Annotated in this window: 22 protein-coding genes; 16 read left to right on the forward strand and 6 right to left on the reverse strand. The window is 66.2% G+C overall.

Features of this window, described 5'->3' with window-relative positions; genetic code table 11:
• The first annotated feature begins 2 nt into the window (after positions 1–2).
• The 7 genes from BPET_RS20520 to BPET_RS27475 all read left to right on the forward strand — a co-directional run bounded on the left by BPET_RS20520 (position 3) and on the right by BPET_RS27475 (position 8,309).
• Complete coding sequence (locus BPET_RS20520; protein WP_012250931.1) at positions 3–902, forward strand: ABC transporter permease; 900 nt, start codon at positions 3–5, stop codon at positions 900–902.
• Positions 903–906: 4 nt separating this feature from the next.
• Positions 907–2,592 (forward strand): ABC transporter ATP-binding protein, encoded by a 1,686-nt coding sequence (locus tag BPET_RS20525; protein ID WP_012250932.1) that lies wholly within the window; start codon positions 907–909, stop codon positions 2,590–2,592.
• 76 nt (positions 2,593–2,668) lie between these two features.
• On the forward strand, positions 2,669–4,144 hold the full coding sequence (locus BPET_RS20530; protein ID WP_012250933.1) for a M81 family metallopeptidase: 1,476 nt from the start codon (positions 2,669–2,671) through the stop codon (positions 4,142–4,144).
• 154 nt (positions 4,145–4,298) lie between these two features.
• Positions 4,299–6,242, forward strand: a complete 1,944-nt coding sequence (locus tag BPET_RS20535) for a DUF945 family protein (protein WP_012250934.1) — start codon at positions 4,299–4,301, stop codon at positions 6,240–6,242.
• Between the two features lie 150 nt (positions 6,243–6,392).
• A complete protein-coding gene (locus BPET_RS20540; RefSeq protein WP_012250935.1) occupies positions 6,393–7,391 on the forward strand; it encodes an NAD(P)-dependent oxidoreductase in 999 nt (332 codons plus the stop codon).
• Between the two features lie 34 nt (positions 7,392–7,425).
• Complete coding sequence (locus BPET_RS20545) at positions 7,426–8,106, forward strand: Crp/Fnr family transcriptional regulator (RefSeq protein WP_012250936.1); 681 nt, start codon at positions 7,426–7,428, stop codon at positions 8,104–8,106.
• A 77-nt stretch (positions 8,107–8,183) separates the two neighbouring features.
• Complete coding sequence (locus BPET_RS27475) at positions 8,184–8,309, forward strand: hypothetical protein (protein ID WP_269446934.1); 126 nt, start codon at positions 8,184–8,186, stop codon at positions 8,307–8,309.
• 43 nt (positions 8,310–8,352) lie between these two features.
• On the opposite strand, the gene BPET_RS20555 is transcribed toward BPET_RS27475, so the two are convergent.
• The 6 genes from BPET_RS20555 to BPET_RS20580 form a co-directional block, all read right to left on the reverse strand.
• Positions 8,353–10,185 carry a VWA domain-containing protein gene (locus BPET_RS20555; protein ID WP_012250937.1) on the reverse strand — a complete coding sequence of 611 codons (1,833 nt, stop codon included), beginning with the start codon at positions 10,183–10,185 and terminating at the stop codon, positions 8,353–8,355.
• Positions 10,186–10,305: 120 nt separating this feature from the next.
• Positions 10,306–11,727 (reverse strand): cbb3-type cytochrome c oxidase subunit I, encoded by a 1,422-nt coding sequence (locus BPET_RS20560; RefSeq protein ID WP_012250938.1) that lies wholly within the window; start codon positions 11,725–11,727, stop codon positions 10,306–10,308.
• A gap of 3 nt (positions 11,728–11,730) precedes the next feature.
• Positions 11,731–12,171 (reverse strand): c-type cytochrome, encoded by a 441-nt coding sequence (locus tag BPET_RS20565; RefSeq protein WP_012250939.1) that lies wholly within the window; start codon positions 12,169–12,171, stop codon positions 11,731–11,733.
• 109 nt (positions 12,172–12,280) lie between these two features.
• Entirely contained in the window at positions 12,281–12,541 is a 261-nt protein-coding gene (locus BPET_RS20570; protein WP_012250940.1) for a cytochrome C oxidase subunit IV family protein, read from the reverse strand.
• On the reverse strand, positions 12,538–13,128 hold the full coding sequence (locus BPET_RS20575; protein WP_041863112.1) for a cytochrome c oxidase subunit 3: 591 nt from the start codon (positions 13,126–13,128) through the stop codon (positions 12,538–12,540). The genes BPET_RS20570 and BPET_RS20575 overlap by 4 nt, the downstream gene beginning before the upstream one ends.
• Positions 13,112–13,924 carry a CbbQ/NirQ/NorQ/GpvN family protein gene (locus BPET_RS20580; RefSeq protein WP_012250942.1) on the reverse strand — a complete coding sequence of 271 codons (813 nt, stop codon included), beginning with the start codon at positions 13,922–13,924 and terminating at the stop codon, positions 13,112–13,114. Before BPET_RS20580 ends, BPET_RS20575 begins: the two co-directional genes overlap by 17 nt.
• Positions 13,925–14,170: 246 nt before the next feature.
• On the opposite strand from BPET_RS20580, the gene BPET_RS20585 reads away from it, so the two are divergent.
• From BPET_RS20585 to ahbB (BPET_RS20625), 9 genes are read left to right on the forward strand one after another with little or no spacing between them, the layout of a single operon-like run.
• A complete protein-coding gene (locus tag BPET_RS20585) occupies positions 14,171–15,853 on the forward strand; it encodes a cytochrome D1 domain-containing protein (protein WP_012250943.1) in 1,683 nt (560 codons plus the stop codon).
• Positions 15,854–15,910: 57 nt separating this feature from the next.
• Positions 15,911–16,504 (forward strand): NapC/NirT family cytochrome c, encoded by a 594-nt coding sequence (locus BPET_RS20590; protein WP_012250944.1) that lies wholly within the window; start codon positions 15,911–15,913, stop codon positions 16,502–16,504.
• Between the two features lie 33 nt (positions 16,505–16,537).
• Positions 16,538–17,413: an ethylbenzene dehydrogenase-related protein gene (locus BPET_RS20595; RefSeq protein WP_012250945.1), complete on the forward strand. Its 876-nt coding sequence runs from the start codon at positions 16,538–16,540 to the stop codon at positions 17,411–17,413.
• A gap of 16 nt (positions 17,414–17,429) precedes the next feature.
• Positions 17,430–17,768, forward strand: coding sequence for a c-type cytochrome (locus BPET_RS20600; protein ID WP_012250946.1), 339 nt, complete (start codon positions 17,430–17,432; stop codon positions 17,766–17,768).
• The gene (locus BPET_RS20605; protein WP_012250947.1) at positions 17,765–18,940 is read left to right on the forward strand and encodes a cytochrome D1 domain-containing protein; all 1,176 of its coding nucleotides are present in this window, start codon (positions 17,765–17,767) and stop codon (positions 18,938–18,940) included. The genes BPET_RS20600 and BPET_RS20605 overlap by 4 nt, the downstream gene beginning before the upstream one ends.
• Positions 18,924–19,400 (forward strand): Lrp/AsnC family transcriptional regulator, encoded by a 477-nt coding sequence (locus BPET_RS20610; RefSeq protein ID WP_012250948.1) that lies wholly within the window; start codon positions 18,924–18,926, stop codon positions 19,398–19,400. Before BPET_RS20605 ends, BPET_RS20610 begins: the two co-directional genes overlap by 17 nt.
• The gene (gene ahbB, locus BPET_RS20615; RefSeq protein WP_012250949.1) at positions 19,397–19,906 is read left to right on the forward strand and encodes a siroheme decarboxylase subunit beta; all 510 of its coding nucleotides are present in this window, start codon (positions 19,397–19,399) and stop codon (positions 19,904–19,906) included. The genes BPET_RS20610 and ahbB (BPET_RS20615) overlap by 4 nt, the downstream gene beginning before the upstream one ends.
• Positions 19,899–20,342: an Lrp/AsnC family transcriptional regulator gene (locus BPET_RS20620; RefSeq protein WP_012250950.1), complete on the forward strand. Its 444-nt coding sequence runs from the start codon at positions 19,899–19,901 to the stop codon at positions 20,340–20,342. Before ahbB (BPET_RS20615) ends, BPET_RS20620 begins: the two co-directional genes overlap by 8 nt.
• The gene (ahbB, locus tag BPET_RS20625; protein WP_012250951.1) at positions 20,317–20,817 is read left to right on the forward strand and encodes a siroheme decarboxylase subunit beta; all 501 of its coding nucleotides are present in this window, start codon (positions 20,317–20,319) and stop codon (positions 20,815–20,817) included. Before BPET_RS20620 ends, ahbB (BPET_RS20625) begins: the two co-directional genes overlap by 26 nt.
• Positions 20,818–20,834 lie beyond the last annotated feature (17 nt).

The raw sequence follows: 20,834 nt of genomic DNA on the forward strand, positions 1-20,834 counted from the left end.
CCATGGCCACGCAATCCGAAGCCATCGCCCAGGCCGCCGACGCGCCTCACGGCGATCCGCGCGCCACCGCCTGGCGCCGCGTGCGCCATTCACTGAAAAGCTGGCCCGTGCTGCTGGCGCTGGTCGTGCTGCTGCTGATCGTGGCCGCGGCGCTGCTCGCGCCGTGGCTGGGCACGGTCAACCCCACGGCGATCGACCCGGGCAACCGCCTGAAGCCGCCCTTCGGCGGCTTTCTGCTGGGCACCGACGCCTTCGGGCGCGACGTCTGGTCGCGCGTGGTGTATGGCGCGCGCGTGTCGCTCACCGCCGGGCTGGGCGCGGCCGTCATCAGCGTGGTGGCGGGCCTGGCCATCGGCCTGGTGGCCGGCTGGTTCCGCTCGCTCGACGGCCCCATCATGCGCGTTATGGACGCCATCATGGCGATTCCCGGCATCCTGCTGGCCATCGCGCTGGTGTCCGTCACCGGGGCCGGCCTGGCCACCGTGCTGGTGGCCATCACCATCCCGGAAATCCCGCGGGTGGTGCGGCTGGTGCGCGGGCAGATCCTCAGCGTGCGCGGCGAACCCTATGTAGAGGCCGCCCTGGCGCTGGGCACGCCGCTGCCGCTGCTGCTATGGCGGCACATGGTGCCCAGTACCGTGGCGCCCCTGACCGTGCAGGGCACCTACGTGTTTGCGTCCGCCATGCTCACCGAAGCCATCCTCAGTTTCCTGGGCGCGGGCATTCCGCCCGAAATCCCTTCCTGGGGCAACATCATGTCCGAAGGCCGCATGTACTTCCGCATGCTGCCGGGCCTGATCCTGTTTCCCGGCCTGTTCCTGTCGCTGACGGTGCTCAGCGTCAATATCCTGGGCGACGCGCTGCGCGATGCGCTCGACCCCAAAATGGTGCGCAGGATCTGACGCCATGGCCTATTCTCCCCATCCTCCCGCCGGCGACACCACCGATGCCGTGCTGGCCATCCGCAACCTGTCGGTCGAAGTGGCGGGCGCCGGCAACCGGGTCGTGCGCAATCTCAGCCTGGACGTCCACGCTGGCGAAACCGTCTGCGTGGTAGGCGAATCGGGCTCGGGCAAGTCGGTCAGCTCGCTGGCCGTCATGGGCCTGCTGCCGCCCGGCGTGCTGCAGCCCAGCGGCGCGGTGCGCGTCGAAGGCGAAGACGTCATCAGCGCCTCGCCGCGGCGCCTGCGCGAACTGCGCGCCACCCGCATGGCCATGGTGTTCCAGGAACCCATGACGGCGCTCAATCCGGTGCATACCGTGGGCCGCCAGGTCGACGAAGTCTTGCGGCTGCACCGCCGCATGGCGCGCGCCGAAAGGCGCGCCAAGGTGCTCGACATGTTCCGCTCGGTGCACCTGCCCGACGTCGAGCGCATCTACGATTCCTATCCGCATCAGTTGTCCGGCGGGCAGCGCCAACGCATTGTCATTGCCATGGCGCTCATTCTGGAACCGCGTCTGCTGATCGCCGACGAGCCCACCACGGCGCTGGATGTCACCACGCAAAAGCAGATCCTCGCGCTCATCAAAGAGCTGCAGGTCAAGCATCGCACGGCCGTGCTGTTCATTACGCACGACTTCGGCGTGGTGGCCGAGATCGCCGACCGCATCGTCGTCATGAACCGTGGCGATCTCATCGAAACCGGCACGCGCGACGACATCCTGGCCCGCCCCCAGCAAAGCTATACGCGCCGCCTGGTGTCGTCGGTGCCCAGCCTGGTGCCGGTGCGTCGCGAAGCGCCGGCCGGCAGCCCCGTGTTGCGCGTGCAGGGTCTGGGCCGCATCTACACCGAAAAGCGGCGCTTATGGGGCGGTGCCGGGCGCACGGTGCAGGCCGCCAGCGACGTCAACCTGGTGTTGCGCAAAGGCGAAATCCTCGGCATCGTGGGCGAATCCGGCTCGGGCAAATCAACCGTGGCGCGCTGCATCCTGCGCCTGATCGAGCCCTCGGCCGGCAGCATGCTGATCGGCGGCGACGACATCTCCACCCTGTCGGGCGCCGAGCTGCGGCCGGTGCGCCGCCGCATCCAGATCGTCTTCCAGGACCCCTACCGCTCGCTCAACCCGCGCCGCAAGGTGGGCGACTCCATCATCGAAGGGCTGCTGAATTTCGGCGAGCCCCGCGAACGCGCGCTGGCGCGGGCCGCCGAAACACTGCGTGTGGTGGGACTGGGCGCCGATGCCATGGAGCGCTATCCGCACCAGTTCTCGGGCGGCCAGCGGCAGCGCATCTGCATCGCGCGCGCCCTGGTCATGGAACCCGAAGTGCTGGTAGCCGACGAAGCCGTGTCGGCGCTCGACGTCTCGGTGCAGGCGCAGGTGCTCGAACTGCTCGAGCAAATCCGCCAGCGCACGGGCGTAGGCGTGCTGTTCATCACGCACGACCTGCGTGTGGCCGCGCAGATCTGCGACACCATCATGGTGATGCAGCGCGGCGCCGTGGTGGAAACGGGCGCCGCCGAGGTGGTGCTGACCCAGCCCACGCACGACTACACCCGCGCCCTGATCGACGCCGCGCCCGGGCGCGGCTGGGACTTCCGCAACTTCAGGCCACTGGCTGACGCCCGCCTTCAAAGCGCGGCGCCTGCATAGTGAATTTTCCAGGTGTCGGGCGCCTTCGGTGCCCGACACCGCCGTATTGAATTGAACCCACTTGGAGCACGACATCATGCGTTGGCTGCTGGCGATGATCAAGCACGAGACCAATACGTTTTCCCCCGTGGCCACGCCGCTGGAACGGTTCTTCCGGGGCAGCCCCGAAATCCTCGCAGGCGAGCGCGCCATCCGCGCCTACGAAAACACCGACAGCGGCCTGGGCGGCTATATTGAAGTCGCGCGCCGCGAAGGCGCCGAGATCGTCGTCCCGGTGGCGGCCGAGTCCTGGCCCAGCGCGCCCACCGACGCCGACACCTACCAGCGCCTGTGCGAACTCGTGCTCGACGAAGTGCGGCGCGGCGGCTACGACGCCATCTTGCTCGACCTGCACGGCGCCATGGTGGCCGAAGGCGTCGAAGACGCCGAAGGCAACCTGCTGCGCCGTCTGCGCGAAATCGACCCCGACACCCCGGTGGGCGTCACGCTCGATATGCACGCCAACGTCTACGACGACATTGTGCGCCACGCCACCGTGGTTACGGGCTTTCACACCTACCCCCACGTCGACATCCGCGCCAGCGGCGTGCGCGCAGCCGACGTCATTGCCCGCACACTCAAGAAAGAGATCCGCCCCGTCATGGCCTGGGCCAACAAGCCCATGCTGCCGCACATCATGTGCCAGGGCACCCATGCCGACCCCAACAAATCGCTGCAAGACCGTTGCCGGGCGCTGGAGTCCCAGGGCGTGCTGGCGGCCTCGGTGTTCGTGGGCTTTCCGCACGCCGACATTCGCGAAGCCGGCCTGAGCGCGGTCGTCTGCACCAACGGCGACCTGCCCGCGGCCGAGCGCTACCGCGACGAACTGCTCGACGCCGCCTGGAACGGCCGCGAGCAGTGGGTATTCCATTGCGAACCGCTGGCCCCCGCCATTGCGCGCGCCAAGGCCATCGAGCAAGGGCTCGTGATTCTGCTCGATCACTTCGACAACACGGGCTCGGGCGGCACCATGGACACCACCGAAGTGCTGGCCGAAATCCTGCGGCAAGAGCTTGATAATGTGGCGTTCTATGCGCTGTGCGATCCGCAGGCCGCGCAGCAGGCCGCCGCCGCCGGCGTGGGCGCCGAACTCACTCTCTCGCTGGGCGCCAAGCTGCCCATGCCCGCGCTCAAGCAGCAAAGCCAGCCGCTGTCGGTCACCGGCCGGGTCAAGCTGGTGTTCGACGGCGTATACCTGAACCGCGGCCCCATGTACCGCGGTGTGCGCAACGACACCGGGCTGACCGTGGTGTTCGACACCGGCCGCGTGCAGATCGTCATTGTTTCGCGCCATCAAGAGCCGTTCGACGTCAACTGCCTGCTGTCGGCGGGCATCGACCCGCTCCAGAAACGCTACGTGGCGCTGAAAAGCCGCGTGCACTGGCGCGCGGGTTTCGCCGACATGGCCACTGAAATCATTGCGTGCACCGGGGTAGGCGTCACCACATCCGACTACAGCCAGGTCGAGTTCAAGCACGTGCGCCGGCCAATCTACCCATTGGACCCGCTCTGAGCGGCATTTTGTCGTGACCCGATACGTCTGGTAACCCAACCGAAGCGACCGCAACTTCCTGCATCGTTATACTCGCCGCGGGCGGGGCTCGCCCCGGTCCGCCGGCTTCGCGCCGCTGTCCGGACCGCATCCATAACTCGAGTTGGACAATACGATGAAAAAGGCAGTGGGGATCACAGCAGGCGTGGTCATTGTGCTGGCTGCGGGCTGGCTGGGCGCAACCTGGTACACGGGCAAGCGCATCGAGGCCGAAGCGCCAGCCCGCCTGGAAGAAGCGAACCAGAAGCTGGCCGATGCCCTGGCTGGCATGGGCTTTGGCATCACGATCAAGCAGATCGACTACGAACGCCATTTCTTCACCAGCCAGGCCCGCTACGGCATTTCGCTGGCCAAGGGTCCCGGCGGCCCGGATGACCTCCCGCAGGGCACGGCCGAATTCGTGTCGCAGATCCAGCACGGCCCCTTTCCCTTGGGCGCCGTCACGCGAGGCCGGGTGATGCCCGCGCTGGCCTTCGTGCATGCCGAACTGGCCGCCAATGAAGATCTCAAGCCGCTGTTCGAGTTGACCCAGGGCGCGACGCCCCTGTGGAGCGACACCATCATTTCGTACAACGGCGATTCCACCGGCACCGCCGGGCTGGCTCCCATCGAATTCAGCAAAGACGGCGACGTGCTGAAATTCAGCGGCGCGCATGCCGAAGGCAGCTACGTCCGTGCCACCCAGGGCACTCAGGGCCACATGGCCATCGATCGGATCACGCTCGACGCCACCAAGAACGAACAGCCGGTCAAGCTGGACATGGCAGGCCTGGCGTTCGACGTGGACACCCGCATGGGCCAGTTCGGCCTGGGCATCGGCACTTCCAGCGCCCTGGTCGAACGCATCGACATTCAGAATCCGGACACGAACACCCAGGTTGCGCTGCAAGGCCTGGGCTACACCGTCGCGCTCACCGAAAGCGGCAGCAACCTGAACCTGGACGCGGGCTACCGGGTGGGCCAGATCCAGGTCAACGGCAAAGACTTCGGCAAAGGCCAGGCCAGCCTGAAGTTCGAACGCCTGGATGGCAAAGCCGTTAATGAACTGTCCAAGCTTTACAACCAGATCATCCGCGAAGCCGGCGAAAGCGGCGGCGAAAGCGACGCCGCCAGTCCCGTGCTGACCGACGCGCGCCGCCAAGCCCTGATGCAACTGGGCCGCCAACTGCTCGCCGGCAATCCGTCGATGCGCCTGGACCCGGTTTCCTGGCAAACCGCCAAGGGCGAAAGCCGTCTCGCCCTGACCATCGACCTGACCAAGCTCCCGGACCCGGATGCCGCCGCGCCGGCAGGCGAAGGCATGCAAGCCATGCTGCGGCAAGCCATCAAGCGCATCGACGCGCAGGTCGCGCTGTCCAAGCCCATGATGCAGGAACTGATCGCCCAGTACATGCAGGGCCAGGGGCTGGACGCGCAGCAGGCGTCCGCCGAAGCCGACGACCAGGTCCGCTCGCTGTCCGGCATGGCGGAAATGCTGAACCTTGGCAAGAACGACGGCGACAAACTCGTGGCCTCGTTCCAGTATGCCGACGGCAAAGCCAGCCTGAACGGCAACGAAATGCCCGCCGACGAGCTGTTCAACAGCATGCTGGGCGGCCTGGGCGACGACGATGAAGAAGAAACGTCTGCCGCCGACGGCGCCCTGCTCAGCGCGCTGGACCCTGTCGTGGTGGGCGGCATCCTGGACGAAGCCGGCTTCACGTATGAAACCGGCGCCGGCGAACAAGGCTATCCGCTGATGACTATCGAGCCGGGCGACAGCGGCGCTTCAAGCCTGCGCATCGAGTTCAACGATTGCGACATCGAGAACGCCTGCGACGACCTGCTGCTGCGCGCCAGCTTTGCGTCGCAGCAGCCCGTGGCGCTGCAGGTGCTGAACGAGTGGAACCTGCGCAACCGCTGGGCTCGCGCCTACCTTGATACCGACAACCAGGCGGTACTCGAAATGGACGTGAACGCCTACGGCGGTATCGGCAATAGTGGCGCCGACTACCTCATCAGGACCTTCCTGGCCGCAGTTCCCCTGTTCGCCGAGGCACTGTCCAACACATCGCGCTGATACCAGTCCGATTTGCATTGATATGATTTTTCGCAAAGTTTCCGCCTACCGGGCGGGCACTTTGCGCAAGCGAAGGCCGTAGACTGTCTGGCGTTGCGCGCCTCGGCCGGCCACCCCGGCCCGGCATCCAGGGCGCGATGCCAAGCCGCCATGGAATTCCTTCCGCTTTTCCACTCCCTGCAAGGCCGCACCGTCCTGGTCGTCGGTGGGGGAAGCGTGGCATTGCGCAAGGCGCGGCTACTGCACGACGCCGGCGCGCGACTGCGCGTGGTGGCCCTGCGCGTGCATCCCGAACTTCCCGCCCTGGCCGCCGACCTGCGCCAGCGCGCCTACGCCCACACCGACCTCGACGGCGTCGCCCTGGCAGTTGCCGCCACCGACCAGGCCGGGCTCAACGCCGCCGTATCGGCGCAGGCCCAGGCGCGCGGCATCCCGGTCAACGTGGTCGACTCCCCCACCCTGTGCAGCGCCATCTTTCCCGCCATCGTCGATCGTTCACCACTGGTGGTGGCGGTGGGCAGTGGCGGCCATGCCCCGGTTCTGGCCCGGCTGGTGCGCGCCAAGATCGAAACCTCGTTGTCGGCCCGCTACGGCCAGCTGGCTGGCTTGGCCAGGCAATTCCGCAGCCAGGTCAAGGCACGGCTGCCCAATGTGCAGCAGCGCCGCATCTTCTGGGAAGACACCTTCCAGGGCCCGGTGGCCGAGGCCTTGCTCGGCGGCCAGCCCGACCTGGCGCGGCAACTGCTCGAAGCCCGGCTGGCCGGCGCCGCGCCGCAGGTATCTGGCGAGGTCTACTGGGTGGGCGCCGGTCCGGGCGACCCCGACCTGCTCACCTTCCGCGCGCTGCGCCTGATGCAGCAAGCCGACATCGTGCTGGGCGGGCCCGGCGTGCCGCCCGCCATCGTCGACCTGTGCCGCCGCGACGCCGACCGTATCGCACCACGCCCGCCGGCCACGGGCGCCGGCCCGTGCTGCAGCCAGCAACTGGCCGACTTGGCCAGCCCGGGCAAACGGGTGCTGCTGCTGCTTGCCGGCAACGCCGTCAGCCAAGAGCACGACACCGTGCGCGACACCCTGGCGGCACGCGGCATCGCGTTCCAGGTGGTGCCGGGCGTGGCCAGCGGCCCCGCTCCCCCCGCTCCTGAGTAACACCCAGGTTCTTCTCCTACCACCCCACTTCATCATGCAGCTTCATCGCGTCCATCATCAGATCCTGCGCAGCCACCACCTGTTCGAACCCCTGAGCGAAGCGCAGCTCGACACCCTGCTGGAAACGGCCCGGCTGCTCAACGTCGACAAGGGTGAAAAGCTGTTCCATCAGGGCGAACCTGCCCATGCTTTCTATTTCGTGATCGCCGGCACGGTGAAAATCTATCGCCTGACGCCGGACGGCCAGGAAAAAGTATTTGACGTCATCGGCGCCCGCCAGACCTTCGCCGAAGCCATGATGCTGATGGACACCCCCGATTACGTCGCGTCGGCGCAGGCCATCGCGCCTTCGCAGCTGTACCGGTTTTCCAACAATACTTATATGGAACTGCTGCAGAACAACAGCAAACTGACGTTCGCCCTGCTGGGCAAGCTGTGCATACGGCTGCACCAGCGCATCAATGAAATCGAGACCCTGTCGCTAAAGAACGCCACCCACCGCGTAGTGCGCTACTTGTTGACGCAGCTGGCGCGCCGCCCCGACAGCAACAGTTTCGAGTTGCCCATGGCCAAGCGGCTGGTGGCCGGCCACCTGTCGATCCAGCCCGAAACCTTCTCGCGCATCATCCGCCGCCTGATCGACGAAGGCATCATCACCCAGCAGGGCCATCACATCTGTGTGCTGAACAGCCAGCGCCTGGAACTTTTCGAGTAATCCCGCCTGCCATGCCTCATTGCCTGTACTGCCAGCACGCTGCGCCCCCCGGCGCGCACGATTGCCCGCATTGCGGCATGCCCCTGCCGGCGAATGCCGAACTCGCCCGCCGGCGCCGCCTGCGGCGCTTCCAGTGGTTCTGCGTCGGCCTTACCGTATTTTGCGGCGTGATGATCTACTGGCTGCCGCGCACCTTGAGCTGATAGCGCCCAGGCCGATACACCGGCACACGCAGCCCCGGGGCCGCTACGGTTGAGTCAGCTGGCGGTACAGCTGGGGCAGCCGATACGGCAGCTGCTGCGGCTGGCGAATCAGCGTGTACCCGTGCGCGCCGAACATATAAGGCAGATAGCTGCCCGCCTCGCGGTCAATGGTGATGCAAAACGGCAGCACCCCCTCACGGCGGGCCTCGATCACGGCCTGGCGGGTGTCTTCGACGCCGTAGCGGCCTTCGTAGCGGTCCAGGTCGTTGGGTTTGCCGTCGGTTACCAGCAATAGCAGCTTGCGACGGCGCGGATTGGCCGCCAGCAGCCGCGTGGCTTGCCGCAGCGCCGCACCCATGCGCGTGTAGTAGCCGGGCCGCAGCGCCTGGATACGGCCACGCGTTTCATCGCCATAGCGCTGGCGGAAGGTTTTAAGTTCCAGCATGCGCACCTGTTGCCGGCGCAGCGACGAAAACCCGTACAGGGCGAACGGGTCGCCCACCGCCGACAGCGCCTCGCCGAACAGCAGCAGGCTGTCGCCGATAACGTCGATGACACGGTGTTCGTCATCGAGATGGGCGTCCGTGGACATCGACAGGTCGGCCAGCAGCAGACAGGCCAGATCGCGCCGGGTTTGCCGGCGTTCCAGAAACCACCCTCGTTCGGCGCAATGCCCATGGCGGCGCTCCACCTGGAAATCGATCCAGGCTTGCATGTCCAGTTCGGCGCCCATTGGCTGCTGGCGCAGCCACTGGCGGTCGCTGCGCAAGTGCTCGAACTGTCGGCGCAGACGCCGCGCCAGCGGCGCCAGGCGGGCTGGCAGCGCGGCCGGCTCGGACAGGCGCGGCGACATCATCTGCACCCGCACGAAATTGTCTTGCAGGCGCTGGCGGCGGTAATCCCACTCGGGCAGCACCAATGGGCCGCCCAGCGGCAGGTCGTCGGCATCGGCGGGCGGCAGGTCTAGGTCGAGCTTAAGGCCACCGCTCTGGCGCGTGCGCCGGCGCGACATCGCCAATTCGTCCAGGTCTTCGGCCACGCGCGCGGCATCGGGGTTTTCGCTGTCGTCGCCGCGCCGGTCGAGGTCTACGTGCTCGGACCAGCTGAACAGGTTTTCCAGGCGTATCAGCAGCAGCCCGTCTTTGCCGGAATGGTCGTCGACGCGCTTGGCCCGCTTGCGCACCGAGGCGCGTGCATTAGCGGCGGGCTGCTGTGCGCCGGGTTCGTCGTCCAGTTCGGCGGCCTGTGGCTGGCCGGCATGCTGGGGCGGGTACAACCACATCGGCACCGGCCACGGAGCGCGCTCGGCGCGTGGAAACTCGGCGATGCTGCCCGGCTCGTGCAGGGCCTGCCGCACGGCGTGCTCGAGCGCGGCTTCGTCGCGCCTTAACGCCGACGGGTCGGGCCGCAGGCGCAGGTGCGCCTCGACCAGGCGCCGATAACGCGGGCGCAACGCCGGGTAACGCTGCAGCAAGGCCTGCGTCCAGCGCTGGTTGTCGTGCCCCCAATGCCGCATGCGATCCGCCTGCCCGGCCAGCAGCGCCAGCCACCGATACAGCTCGGCGTTGAGCGGGGCCTCTGGGTAAGCGGCCAGTTGGCCCGGCAAGCGCAGCGTGTCGGCATCGCGCCAAGCCAGCGCGCCATATCGGCCCGCGCCCGCAATGTGCTGCAGCAGATTGCGCCGCAGCGTCAGAGCGCGCGGATCGGCGGTTTCAAGCGCAATGCCGCCGGCGCCGCCCATGGCGCGAAACAGCACCGCCAGGCTGCGCTGCATGTCGGCCAACAGCACGCGCGCGTCGGGAAACTCATGGCTGGCCTGGCGCGTGATGAAGCGGTGCCACAGCCCGCCCACCCATTCTTCCAACTCGAAGCCCAAGCATGCCCCCTGTTCGTCAAATAAAAAACGGCCCCGCGCCGACGCGCCGGGCCGTTGACCTGAAGGTGCCTGGCGCCCGCGCGGGAAGCCAGGCACCCCAGGCACCTTGCGGCAGCCGCGTCAGGCGCCGGCCATGGCCTGCTGGCTGACCACACTGCCACGCTGGCGGAAGCTGAGCAGATAGCAGACCAGCCCCGCCAGGAACACCACCCCGGCCCCCAGGCGCAGCCAGAAGAACAGCGCCAGTTGCTCCATGGTGTTCATGAACGACATGGCGGCGGGATCGGCGGGCATGCGCTGCAGCCACACCTGCACCACGCCGGCCGCGGTGAGCAGCAGGGTAATGGCCAGCATCGAGATGGTCATTAACCAGAAACCCCACAGTTCCATTCGCTGCGCGCAGGCGGGCGGCGCCTCGCCGACGCCGCGCAGGCGCGGCATGGCGTACGAGATCATGGTAAGCACGATCATGACGTAGGCGCCGTAGAACGCCAGGTGGCCGTGGGCCGCGGTGATTTGCGTGCCGTGGGTGTAGTAGTTCACCGGCGCCAGGGTGTGCAGGAAGCCCCACACGCCCGCACCCAGGAACGCCGTGACCGTGGTGCCAATGGCCCAGTACGAGGCGGCGCGGTTGGGGTGCTGCCGGCGGCGACGGTTCATCATGTTCCAGGCGAACAGCACCATGGCGAAGAACGGCAGCGGTTCCAGGGCCGAGAAAATCGAACCCAGCCACAGCCACACGCCGGGCGCGCCGATCCAGAAGTAGTGGTGGCCGGTGCCGATGATGCCAGTGATCAGCGCCATGCCAATGATGACGTACAGCCACTTCTCGACGACCTCGCGGTCGACGCCGGTGATCTTGATGAGTACGAAGGCCAGCATGGAACCCATGATCAGTTCCCACACGCCTTCGACCCACAGGTGCACCACCCACCACCAGTAGTACTTGTCGCGCGCCAGGTTCTCGGGGTTGTAGAACGAGAACAGGAACAGCACCGCCAGGCCGATCAGGCCGGTCATCATGACCATGCTGATGGCGGTCTTGCGGCCCTTGAGCAGGGTCATGCCGATGTTGTACAGGAAGCCCAGGGCCACCACCACGATGCCCGCCTTGGTAATGGTGGGCTGTTCGAGGAACTCGCGCCCCATGGTGGGCAGCACGTCGTTGCCCGTGAGCGCAGCCAGCCCGGCATAGGGCAGCAACAGATAGCCGAGGATGGTCAGCACGCCGGCCACAGCGAATATCCAGAACAGCGCTAGCGCCAGTTTCGGGCTGTGCAGCTCGCGGTCGGCTTCTTCGGGAATGAGGTAGTAGGCTGCACCCATGAAGCCGAACAACAGCCACACGATGAGCAGGTTGGTGTGCACCATGCGCGCGACGTTGAACGGAATGACGGGAAACAGGAAATCGCCCACCACGTACTGCAGGCCCATTACCAGACCAAACAGGATCTGCCCTACGAACAGGATGAGGGCGAACACGAAATAGGGCTTCGCAACGGCTTGCGAGGCGAACTTGAGATGCGGATTAGCGGCGTTCATGGTTCAGCCCTCACGGTTGGGAGGCCAGTTGTAGTTGTTGATTTTCGAGGTCCATTTCAGGAACTCGGCCAAGTCGTCGACCTGCCGATCGGACAGATGGAATTGCGGCATGGCACGGCGCCCCGGCACGCCCAGTGGCTGGGCGCTCATCCAGGCGCGCAGGAATGAATGGAAGTCCTGATCGCCACCACGGCGTTCGTACACGTTGCCCAGCTCGGGGGCGAAGTAGGCGCCCTCACCCAGGATGGTGTGGCAGCCCACACAGTTGTTTTGTTCCCAGACCAGCTTGCCGCGCACCACGGCTTCGGTCATCTGGGCTTCGTTGGTGCGTTCGGGAAATTGTTTTTCGGTATGGAAAGTCAGGGCCAGGAATATCAAGATGAAGAACACGCTTCCACCGAAGTAGATATTCCTGGCCATGCCTTTGGTAAAAGTTTCCGGCATGATGATTCCGCGTGGTTACAGGTGGACTTCATTCTAGGAAGCGGGGCCTTCCGCCCCGCTTGACTGCAATCAAGAAAGAAAAGTAGTCGGCGCGCGGGCCTGTCGGCAGTCAATATCCGGCCTGCCGCAAGGCCAACAGCACGCCCGCCGCCATGGCGACCGGCCAGGCCAGCAGCAGCGCGCGCCACGCGCGCGGAGCATGGCGAAGCTCCATGAAGCCGTCGATAATCAGCCACGCCTTGGCTACGGCCAGGGCGGTCACACATAGCTGCGGCCAAGGCGGCGATATGCCGCCGGCAACGCTGACGGTGGCCGCCGTCAGCAGCACCAGGCCGATCCAGTAGCACAGCAAGCGCACGGTTTCGCTCATGCCGCCCCCAGCAGGTAGACCACGGGAAACAGCAACACCCACACCAGGTCGATCATGTGCCAATACAGCACGCCCGACTCCATGCCGGCGCTGCGCCCCGGCCCGTACGCGCCGGCCCGGCAGCGCCACGCCAGCCACGCCAGTATCAGCATGCCGAGCAGCACGTGCAGGAAATGAAAGCCGGTCAGTATCCAGTACAGCGTGAAGAAGGTGTCGTGCTCCAGTCCCAGGCCGAGATGGACCAGGTGGCGGTACTCGGTAAGCTTGAACGCCACATAGCACGACGCCGCGGCCAGCGCCGCGCACAGCAGCAAGGCCGCGCCGCCGCGGCCCTGCCGTGCTCTGGCGAGCGCCTGGGCCGCGCACCAGCCGGCGGTCAGCAGGCTCAGCGTCAGGGCCAGCCCGGTCGAGGAATCCAGCGCCTGGCGGCCGGTCTGAAAGGGCTCGGGCTGCAGTGCCTGGGCCACCACAAAGGCAAGGATCAGAATGCCGAACACCGCCAGCTCGGCCAGGATGAAAAACCACATCGCCAGGTCGCCGGGCAAGCGGCGCGCGGCTGGCAGGCCGGCATCAAGCGAAATGGACATCGACCACGTCCATCAAGGCGGCCACCGTCTGGGGGTCGTCGGACAACGGCTCGGCCAGGCAGGCCAGGCAGGCTTCGCGCGCCGGCATGCCGCTGCGGATCATGCGTGCGGCGAAGATCAGCAGACGGGTCGAGGCAACCTCTTCGAGGTCGTGGTTCTCAAGCCGGCGCAGCGCCTGGCCCAACTCTACCACCCGGGCCGCCAGGGCCTCGTCGACCTGCGCCTCGGCAGCGACGATAGCGCGCTCTTCGGCCGGCGGCGGATACCCGAAGCGCAAGGCCACGAAGCGCTGGCGCGTGCTGGGCTTCATGCCTTTGAGCAGGTTCTGGTAGCCGGGGTTGTACGACACCACCAGCATGAAGCCAGGCGGCGCCTGTAGTGTCTCGCCCGTACGCTCGATATACAGCTCGCGGCGATCGTCGGCCAGGGGGTGCAACACCACCGCGGTGTCCTGGCGCGCCTCGACAATTTCGTCCAGATAGCAGATGCCGCCTTCACGCACCGCCCGCGTCAGCGGGCCGTCTTGCCACCATGTGCCGTCGGTCCCGATCAGGTGGCGCCCAACCAGGTCGGTGGAACTGAGGTCATCATGGCACGCCACGGTATACAGCGGCAGGCCCAGGCGGTGCGCCATGTGCTGTACGAAGCGCGTCTTGCCGCAGCCCGTGGGGCCTTTTACCAGCACGGGCATGCCGTGCCGCCATGCCAGCTCGAACAATTGCTCCTCGTTGCCCAGGGACTGGTAATAGGGCGCATCGGGCGCCGGGCCTGCCAGGCCGGCCGCGAGTTGGGTCATGCTATTTCCTTCGTTCATGTCATAGATCAAAGGTGACCTTACCCGCCGCCGACAGGCCTTCTCAAGACATCTGGCGGCAGGTCTTGATTGCAGTCAACGCCGCGTCGCTTCAATTGACTGCAGTCAAGCATGAGGCCAGTAGGGTTTAAGTACGATCCGCCCCAAGAGTCCAGTGATTCGCCGATTACCCACAAACGCTGCGGTCCCGGGGGGCTGCGGCCAGCGACTCCTCAAGGAGAAGTACCCATGATCCGTCCGAAAAAAACCCTGCTGGCAGGCCTCATCGCCAGCGCATCGTTGCTGGGCGCGGCCAGCGTCCACGCCGAAGCGCCGGCCATGACAGACGCCGAGAAAGAAACTGCCAAGCAAATCTACTTTGAGCGCTGCGCCGGCTGTCACGGCGTGCTGCGCAAGGGCGCCACGGGCAAGAACCTCGAACCCCACTGGGCCAAGACCGACGCCAGCGGCGCCAAGACCGAAGGCGGCACGCTGCAGCTGGGTACCAAGCGGCTGGAAAACATCATCGCCTACGGCACCGAAGGCGGCATGGTCAACTATGACGATATCCTGACCGAACAGGAAATCAACCTGATGGCGCGCTACATCCAGCAGACTCCCGACGTACCGCCGGAGTTCTCGCTGCAAGACATGAAAGACAGCTGGAAGCTCATCGTTCCGGTGTCCGAGCGCCCCAAGAAGCAGCTCAACAAGGTCAACCTCAAGAACGTTTTCGCCATCACGCTGCGCGACGCGGGCAAGCTGGCGCTTGTCGACGGCGACAACCACAAGATCTGGAAGATCCTCGACACCGGCTACGCGGTGCACATCTCGCGCCTGTCGGCATCCGGCCGCTATGTGTACACCGTGGGCCGCGACGGCCTCACCACCATCATCGACATGTGGTTCGAAGAGCCCACCACCGTGGCCACGGTGCGCCTGGGTTCCGACGCGCGCTCGGTCGACGTGTCCAAGTTCAAGGGCTACGAAGACAAATACCTGATCGGCGGCACGTACTGGCCGCCTCAGTATTCCATCATGGACGGTGAAACGCTCGAGCCCATCAAGATCGTATCGACGCGCGGCCAGACGGTCGACGGCGAATACCATCCTGAACCGCGTGTCGCCTCCATCGTGGCCTCGCTGCAAAAACCCGAATGGGTGGTCAACGTAAAGGAAACCGGCCAGATCCTGCTGGTGGACTACACCGACCTGAAAAACCTGAAAACCACCACCATCGAGTCGGCGAAGTTCCTGCACGACGGCGGCTGGGACGCCTCGGGCCGTTATTTCATGGTGGCAGCCAACGCCTCGAACAAGGTGGCCGCGGTCGACACCAAGACTGGCAAGCTCGCGGCCCTGGTCGACACCGCCAAGATTCCCCACCCGGGCCGTGGCGCCAACTTCGTGCACAAGCAGTTCGGTCCGGTCTGGGCCACCGGCCACCTGGGCGACGAAGTGGTGTCGCTGATCTCCACCGCGTCTGACAAATCCGAGCACGCCAAATTCAAGCAGCACAACTGGAAGGTCGTGCAAGAGCTGAAGATGCCGGGCGCGGGCAACCTGTTCGTCAAGACGCACCCGAAGTCCAAGCACTTCTGGGCCGACGCGCCCATGAACCCCGAGCGCGAAGTCGCCGAATCGGTCTACGTGTTCAACCTCGACGACCTGTCCAAGCCGCCTACCCGGCTCAATGTGGCCAAGGATTCGGGCCTGCCCGAAAGCAAGGCCATCCGGCGCGCGGTGCAGCCCGAATACAACGAGGCAGGCGACGAAGTCTGGATCTCGCTGTGGGGCGGCAAGACCGACCAATCCGCCATCGTGATCTACGACGACAAGACCCTCAAACTCAAGCGCGTCATCACTGATCCGGCCGTGGTCACGCCCACTGGCAAGTTCAACGTCTACAACACCATGCACGACGTCTACTGATCCACGCCGTTTCCACTAGTTGGCGGTTCCCTGTTGTGGGGAACCGCCTAGCCCATCATGACACAAACCAACGGCAAGAAAGGTTTCCTAGCACGGTTGCGGCGTCCCAGCGCAACCCACTCAGTCGGCTTGCTGCTGCTGGCGGGCATAGTACTGGGCATCGTGTTCTGGGGCGGCTTCAACACTGCCCTGGAAGCCACCAACACCGAGGCGTTCTGCATTTCGTGCCACGAGATGCGCGATAACGTCTATCCCGAATACAAAGAAACCATCCATTACAGCAATCGCACGGGCGTGCGCGCCACCTGCCCCGATTGCCACGTCCCCAAAGACTGGACCTACAAAATGATCCGCAAGGTCCAGGCATCCAAAGAACTGTGGGGCAAGCTGGTCGGCACCATCGACACACGTGAAAAGTTCGAAGCCAAGCGGCTCGAACTGGCGCGCCACGAATGGCGGCGCATGAAGGCATCCGATTCCCGGGAGTGCCGCAACTGCCATAGCCTGGAAAGCATGAACAGCGACGTACAGAAGCAGCGCGCGCGCAAGCAGCATGCCATGGCCGCCGAAGACAACATGACCTGCATCGACTGCCACAAAGGTATCGCGCACCACAAGCCTCAGGGCATGACCGACGAAGACGAAGAATAGCCGCCCGCCTCACTGAAAAAAAGGAATCCCGGTATGAAAAAAACCCTGCTCGGCGGCGCCATGGGCGCCGCGCTCATCCTGGCCGCCAGCGCCGCCCAGGCTGCTGCCCCGGCCAACTGGAGCGCCGTGCCCGGCACCGAAATCACCCTGTTCTATCCGGGCATCTCGGCCGCGGAATGGATAACCAAAGGCACCGAACACGGCGGCGCGCGCGCCCTGAAAAAGGGCGAGACCTGCATCGAGTGTCACTCTGAAGAAGTCGCCAACATGGGCCAGCTGATCGCCAGCGGCCAGAAGCTGGAGCCCTCCCCCATAGCCGGCAAGGCGCCTTCGATCCGGGTCAAGGTGCAGGCTGCCCACGACGACCAGCACCTGTATTTGCGCTTCAGCTGGACCCAGCCGCAGGCTTCGGGCGCGGCCGCGATGGACGCCACCAACCCGATCAAGCTCGCCTACATGCTTGAAGCGGGCGGCAAGGTCGAGCTGGCCAATGCCGGCGGCTGCTGGGGCGCCTGCCATGGCGACGCGCGCACCATGCCCGGCGCGGCCGACAGCAAAACCAAGTACGTCAAGGGCGGATCGCTTGCCGACGGCGTGTTCTACGATCTGAACCAATGGCGCAGCGGTGAAAACAAGGGCTACGACGGCTATATCGCCGGCGAGCGCGTCATGGAAGGCGGCCAGGCCCTGGTGGCGGCGCAGGGCAAGCTCGACGGCGACATCTGGACGGTCGAGTTCACCCGCAAACTCACGGGCGGCGAGGGCGATGTCAATCTCGAGCCGGGCAAGACCTACAACTTCGGCGTGGCCATCCACGACGACCATAGCGCCGGCCGCTATCACCACGTATCTTTGGGCTACCACCTGGGCATTGGCGCCGCGGCCGACATCACCGCGGCGCGCCAGTAGGCGCCCGTAGCGGCTCATGGCGCGCCACCGCTATATCGCAACCCACCTGGCCGGCATGCTGGCGGCCTGTGCCGTGGCGGGCGCGGCCCACGCCGACCCAGACATGCTGCGGCAGCGCCAGCTCGAACACCTGCTGCGGCAAGACTGCGGCTCGTGCCACGGCCTGCGCCTGACCGGCGGCCTGGGGCCGCCGTTGACGCGCGAGGCGCTGGCCGGCAAGCCGCGCGAGCTGCTCATCGCCACCATTACCCTTGGCCGCCCGGGCACTCCCATGCCCAACTGGGATGCCCTGCTCGACACGCAAGACATCGCCTGGCTGGCCGACCGTCTCCTGCAAGGAAACCCTCCCCCATGATCCGCATCCTGCTGCTCTTGCTGGCCAGCTTGTTGCTGGGCGGTTGCGCGCAGCCCGCGCTGCGCGGTACCGGCGATCTCGGCGTCGTCATCGAGCGTGCCACCGGCAGCCTGCAAATCATTGAAAGCTCTGGCCGCACCAGCCTGGGCCGCGTGCAGGGCCTGGGCGACCTGTCGCACGCCTCGGTGGTATTTTCGCGGGACCAGCGCTACGCCTACGTGTTCGGCCGCGACGGCGGGCTGACCAAAGTCGACCTGCTTGCCCGGCGCGTCGACCGGCGCATCGTGCAGGGCGGCAACAGCATAGGCGGCGCGATCAGCCAGGACGGCACCCTGATCGCCGTGGGCAACTACGAACCCGGCGGCGTCAAGGTGTTCGACGCACGCACGCTGGCGCAAGTGGCCGATATCCCAGCCAGCGTAGTACCCGGCACCCAGCGCCGTTCGCGTGTCGTGGGCGTTGCCGACGCGCCTGGCCAGCGCTTCATCTACAGCTTGTTCGACACCGGCGAAATCTGGGTGGCCGACTTCAGCCGCGCCGGCGAGCCCCTGGTCACGCGCCATACCGGCATCGGCAACCAGCCGTACGACGCCCTGCTCACTCCCGACGGCCGCTATTACCTGGCCGGCCTGTTCGGCGAAAATGGCATGGCGCAACTCGACCTGTGGCATCCAGAACGGGGCGTGCGACGCGTGCTTGACCACTACGGACGCGGCGAACGCAAGCTTCCGGTGTACAAAATGCCGCACCTCGAAGGCTGGACGGTCGCGGGCGCCCGAACCTTCGTACCGGCGGTCGGCCACCACCAGGTGCTGGCCATGGACACCGGCTCCTGGCGCCAGGCCGCCGCCATCGACGTAGCGGGGCAACCCGTGTTCGTCATGGCCCGCCCCGACGGCCGCCAGGTATGGGTGAACTTCGCGCATCCCGACAACGACGTGGTGCAGGTCATCGACACCGATACCCTGCGTGTGGTCGCCACGCTGCGGCCCGGCCCCGCCGTGCTGCACATGGAATTCACCGCCCGCGGCGACCAGCTATGGATGTCCGTGCGCGACGGCGGCGAAATCCAGGTATGGGACCCCTATTCGCTGCAACGCACCGCCACGCTGCCGGCAGACAGCCCCAGCGGCATCTTCTTTACCAGCAGGGCTCATGCAACCGGCCTGTGACACCGTCTTCGACGACCTGGCACTGCGGGCCGCGAACGCGTACCAGCATGGCATGCCGCTATGCGCGCGGCCCTACCAGGCCATGGCGCAGGCACTGGGGTGCAGCGAGGCGCAGTTGCTCGACTGCCTGGCGCGCCTGCGGGAACACGGCATGCTGAACCGGGTCGGCCCGGTGTTCGACCACCGCCAGGCGGGCGCCAGCACCCTGGCCGCCCTGGCTGTACCGCCGCGCGACATCGACAACGTGGCGGCGCGCGTCAGCGAATATCCCGAAGTGAACCACAACTACTTGCGCACCCATCGCTACAACCTCTGGTTCGTCATCACCGCGCCCTGCCGCGCCCGTATCGACCAGATCCTCGCCGAGATCGCCACGACCACCGGACTGGTCCCGCTCGATCTTCCCATGGTGCAGGCCTACCGCGTCGACCTCGGTTTCCCGCTGGAGGCGCCGGCATGACGCGCGTCCCGTCGCTTGCCCCCTCCCAGGCGCTGCAGCTGCGGCGCCTGCTCGAAACCGGGCTGCCGCTGACGGCGCGGCCTTACCAGCAGCTGGCCGCAGAAATCAGCGCCACCGAAGACGCCGTGCTCGACCAGATGCGGCAATGGAACGATGACGGCCTGTTCCGCCGCATCGGCCTGGTGTTGAATCATCGCGCCCTGGGTTTTCGGGCCAACGCCATGTTGGTCATCGACGTACCCGACCATCTGGTCGACCAGGCCGGCCAGCAACTTGGCCACGCCCCCGGCGTCAATCTCTGCTACCAGCGCCCGCGCCGCCTGCCCCACTGGCCCTACAACCTGTTCTGCATGGTGCACGGCCAGCAGCGTACAGATGTCCGGCAGCAGGTCGGCCAGCTGCTTCGACAGGCGGGCCTGAATCATCTGCCGCACCGTCTGCTGTTCAGCGCGCGCGCCTTCAAGCAAGGCGGCGGCCGTTACGTCCTGGAAGGTTCGCATGGATGAACTCGACCGGCTCCTGCTGAACCGGCTGCAGCATGGCCTGCCGCTGGTGCCGCGGCCATGGGATGCCCTGAGCGCCGAACTCGGAGTGCCGGCGGCGCAGTTGCGCGCCAGGGTGCGCGCCTGGCTGGACGACGGCACGCTGACCCGCTTCGGCCCCATGTTCGACGTAGAACCTCTCGGCGGCGCCTTTACGCTGGCAGCATTGTGCGTGCCCTCGGCGCGCATCGACGAAGTCGCCGGCATGCTGGCCGCCATGCCCGAGGTCGCGCACAACTACCTGCGTGACCACACCTGGAATATGTGGTTCGTACTGGCCTGTCCGTCGCAGCGCGAGATCGCGCGCGTTATTGAACGCATCGAGCAGCGCACGGGCCTGGCCGTGCTCAACCTGCCCAAAGAGCAAACCTATCATGTCGGCCTGCATTTCCCCGTCTGACGCCCTTTTGGCCGAGCGACTGATCCAGCTTACCGAGGCCGGCCTGCCGCTGGTGGCCGACCCCTGGACCTGGCTGGGAGTACGGCTGGGCCTCAGTCCGTCCGCCACGCTGGCCCTGCTGCGCCGCCTGGTGGACGCGGGCGCCATACGCCGAATCGCAGCAGTGCCCAACCATTACCGCCTGGGCTATGTGCACAACGGCATGACGGTCTGGGATGTCGACGACGAAAAAATCGACCGGCTCGGCGCGCAAGTCGGCGCGCTGCCCTTCGTCAGCCACTGCTACCGGCGGCCGCGCCGGCGGGCCTGGCGCTACAACCTGTTCGCCATGGTGCATGGGCGCAGCGCCGCCGAAATCGAGCAGTATCGGGAACACATCCGCGCACTGCTCGGCCGCTCCACACTTGCCGACGACATGCTGGTCAGCACGCGCATCCTGAAGAAAACCGGCCTGCGCCTGGCGCCGGCCCGCTAGCGGCGCAGGCCGCGTCA

The sequence above is a fragment of the Bordetella petrii genome, assembly GCF_000067205.1.
GTDB lineage: Bacteria > Pseudomonadota > Gammaproteobacteria > Burkholderiales > Burkholderiaceae_B > Bordetella_A > Bordetella_A petrii.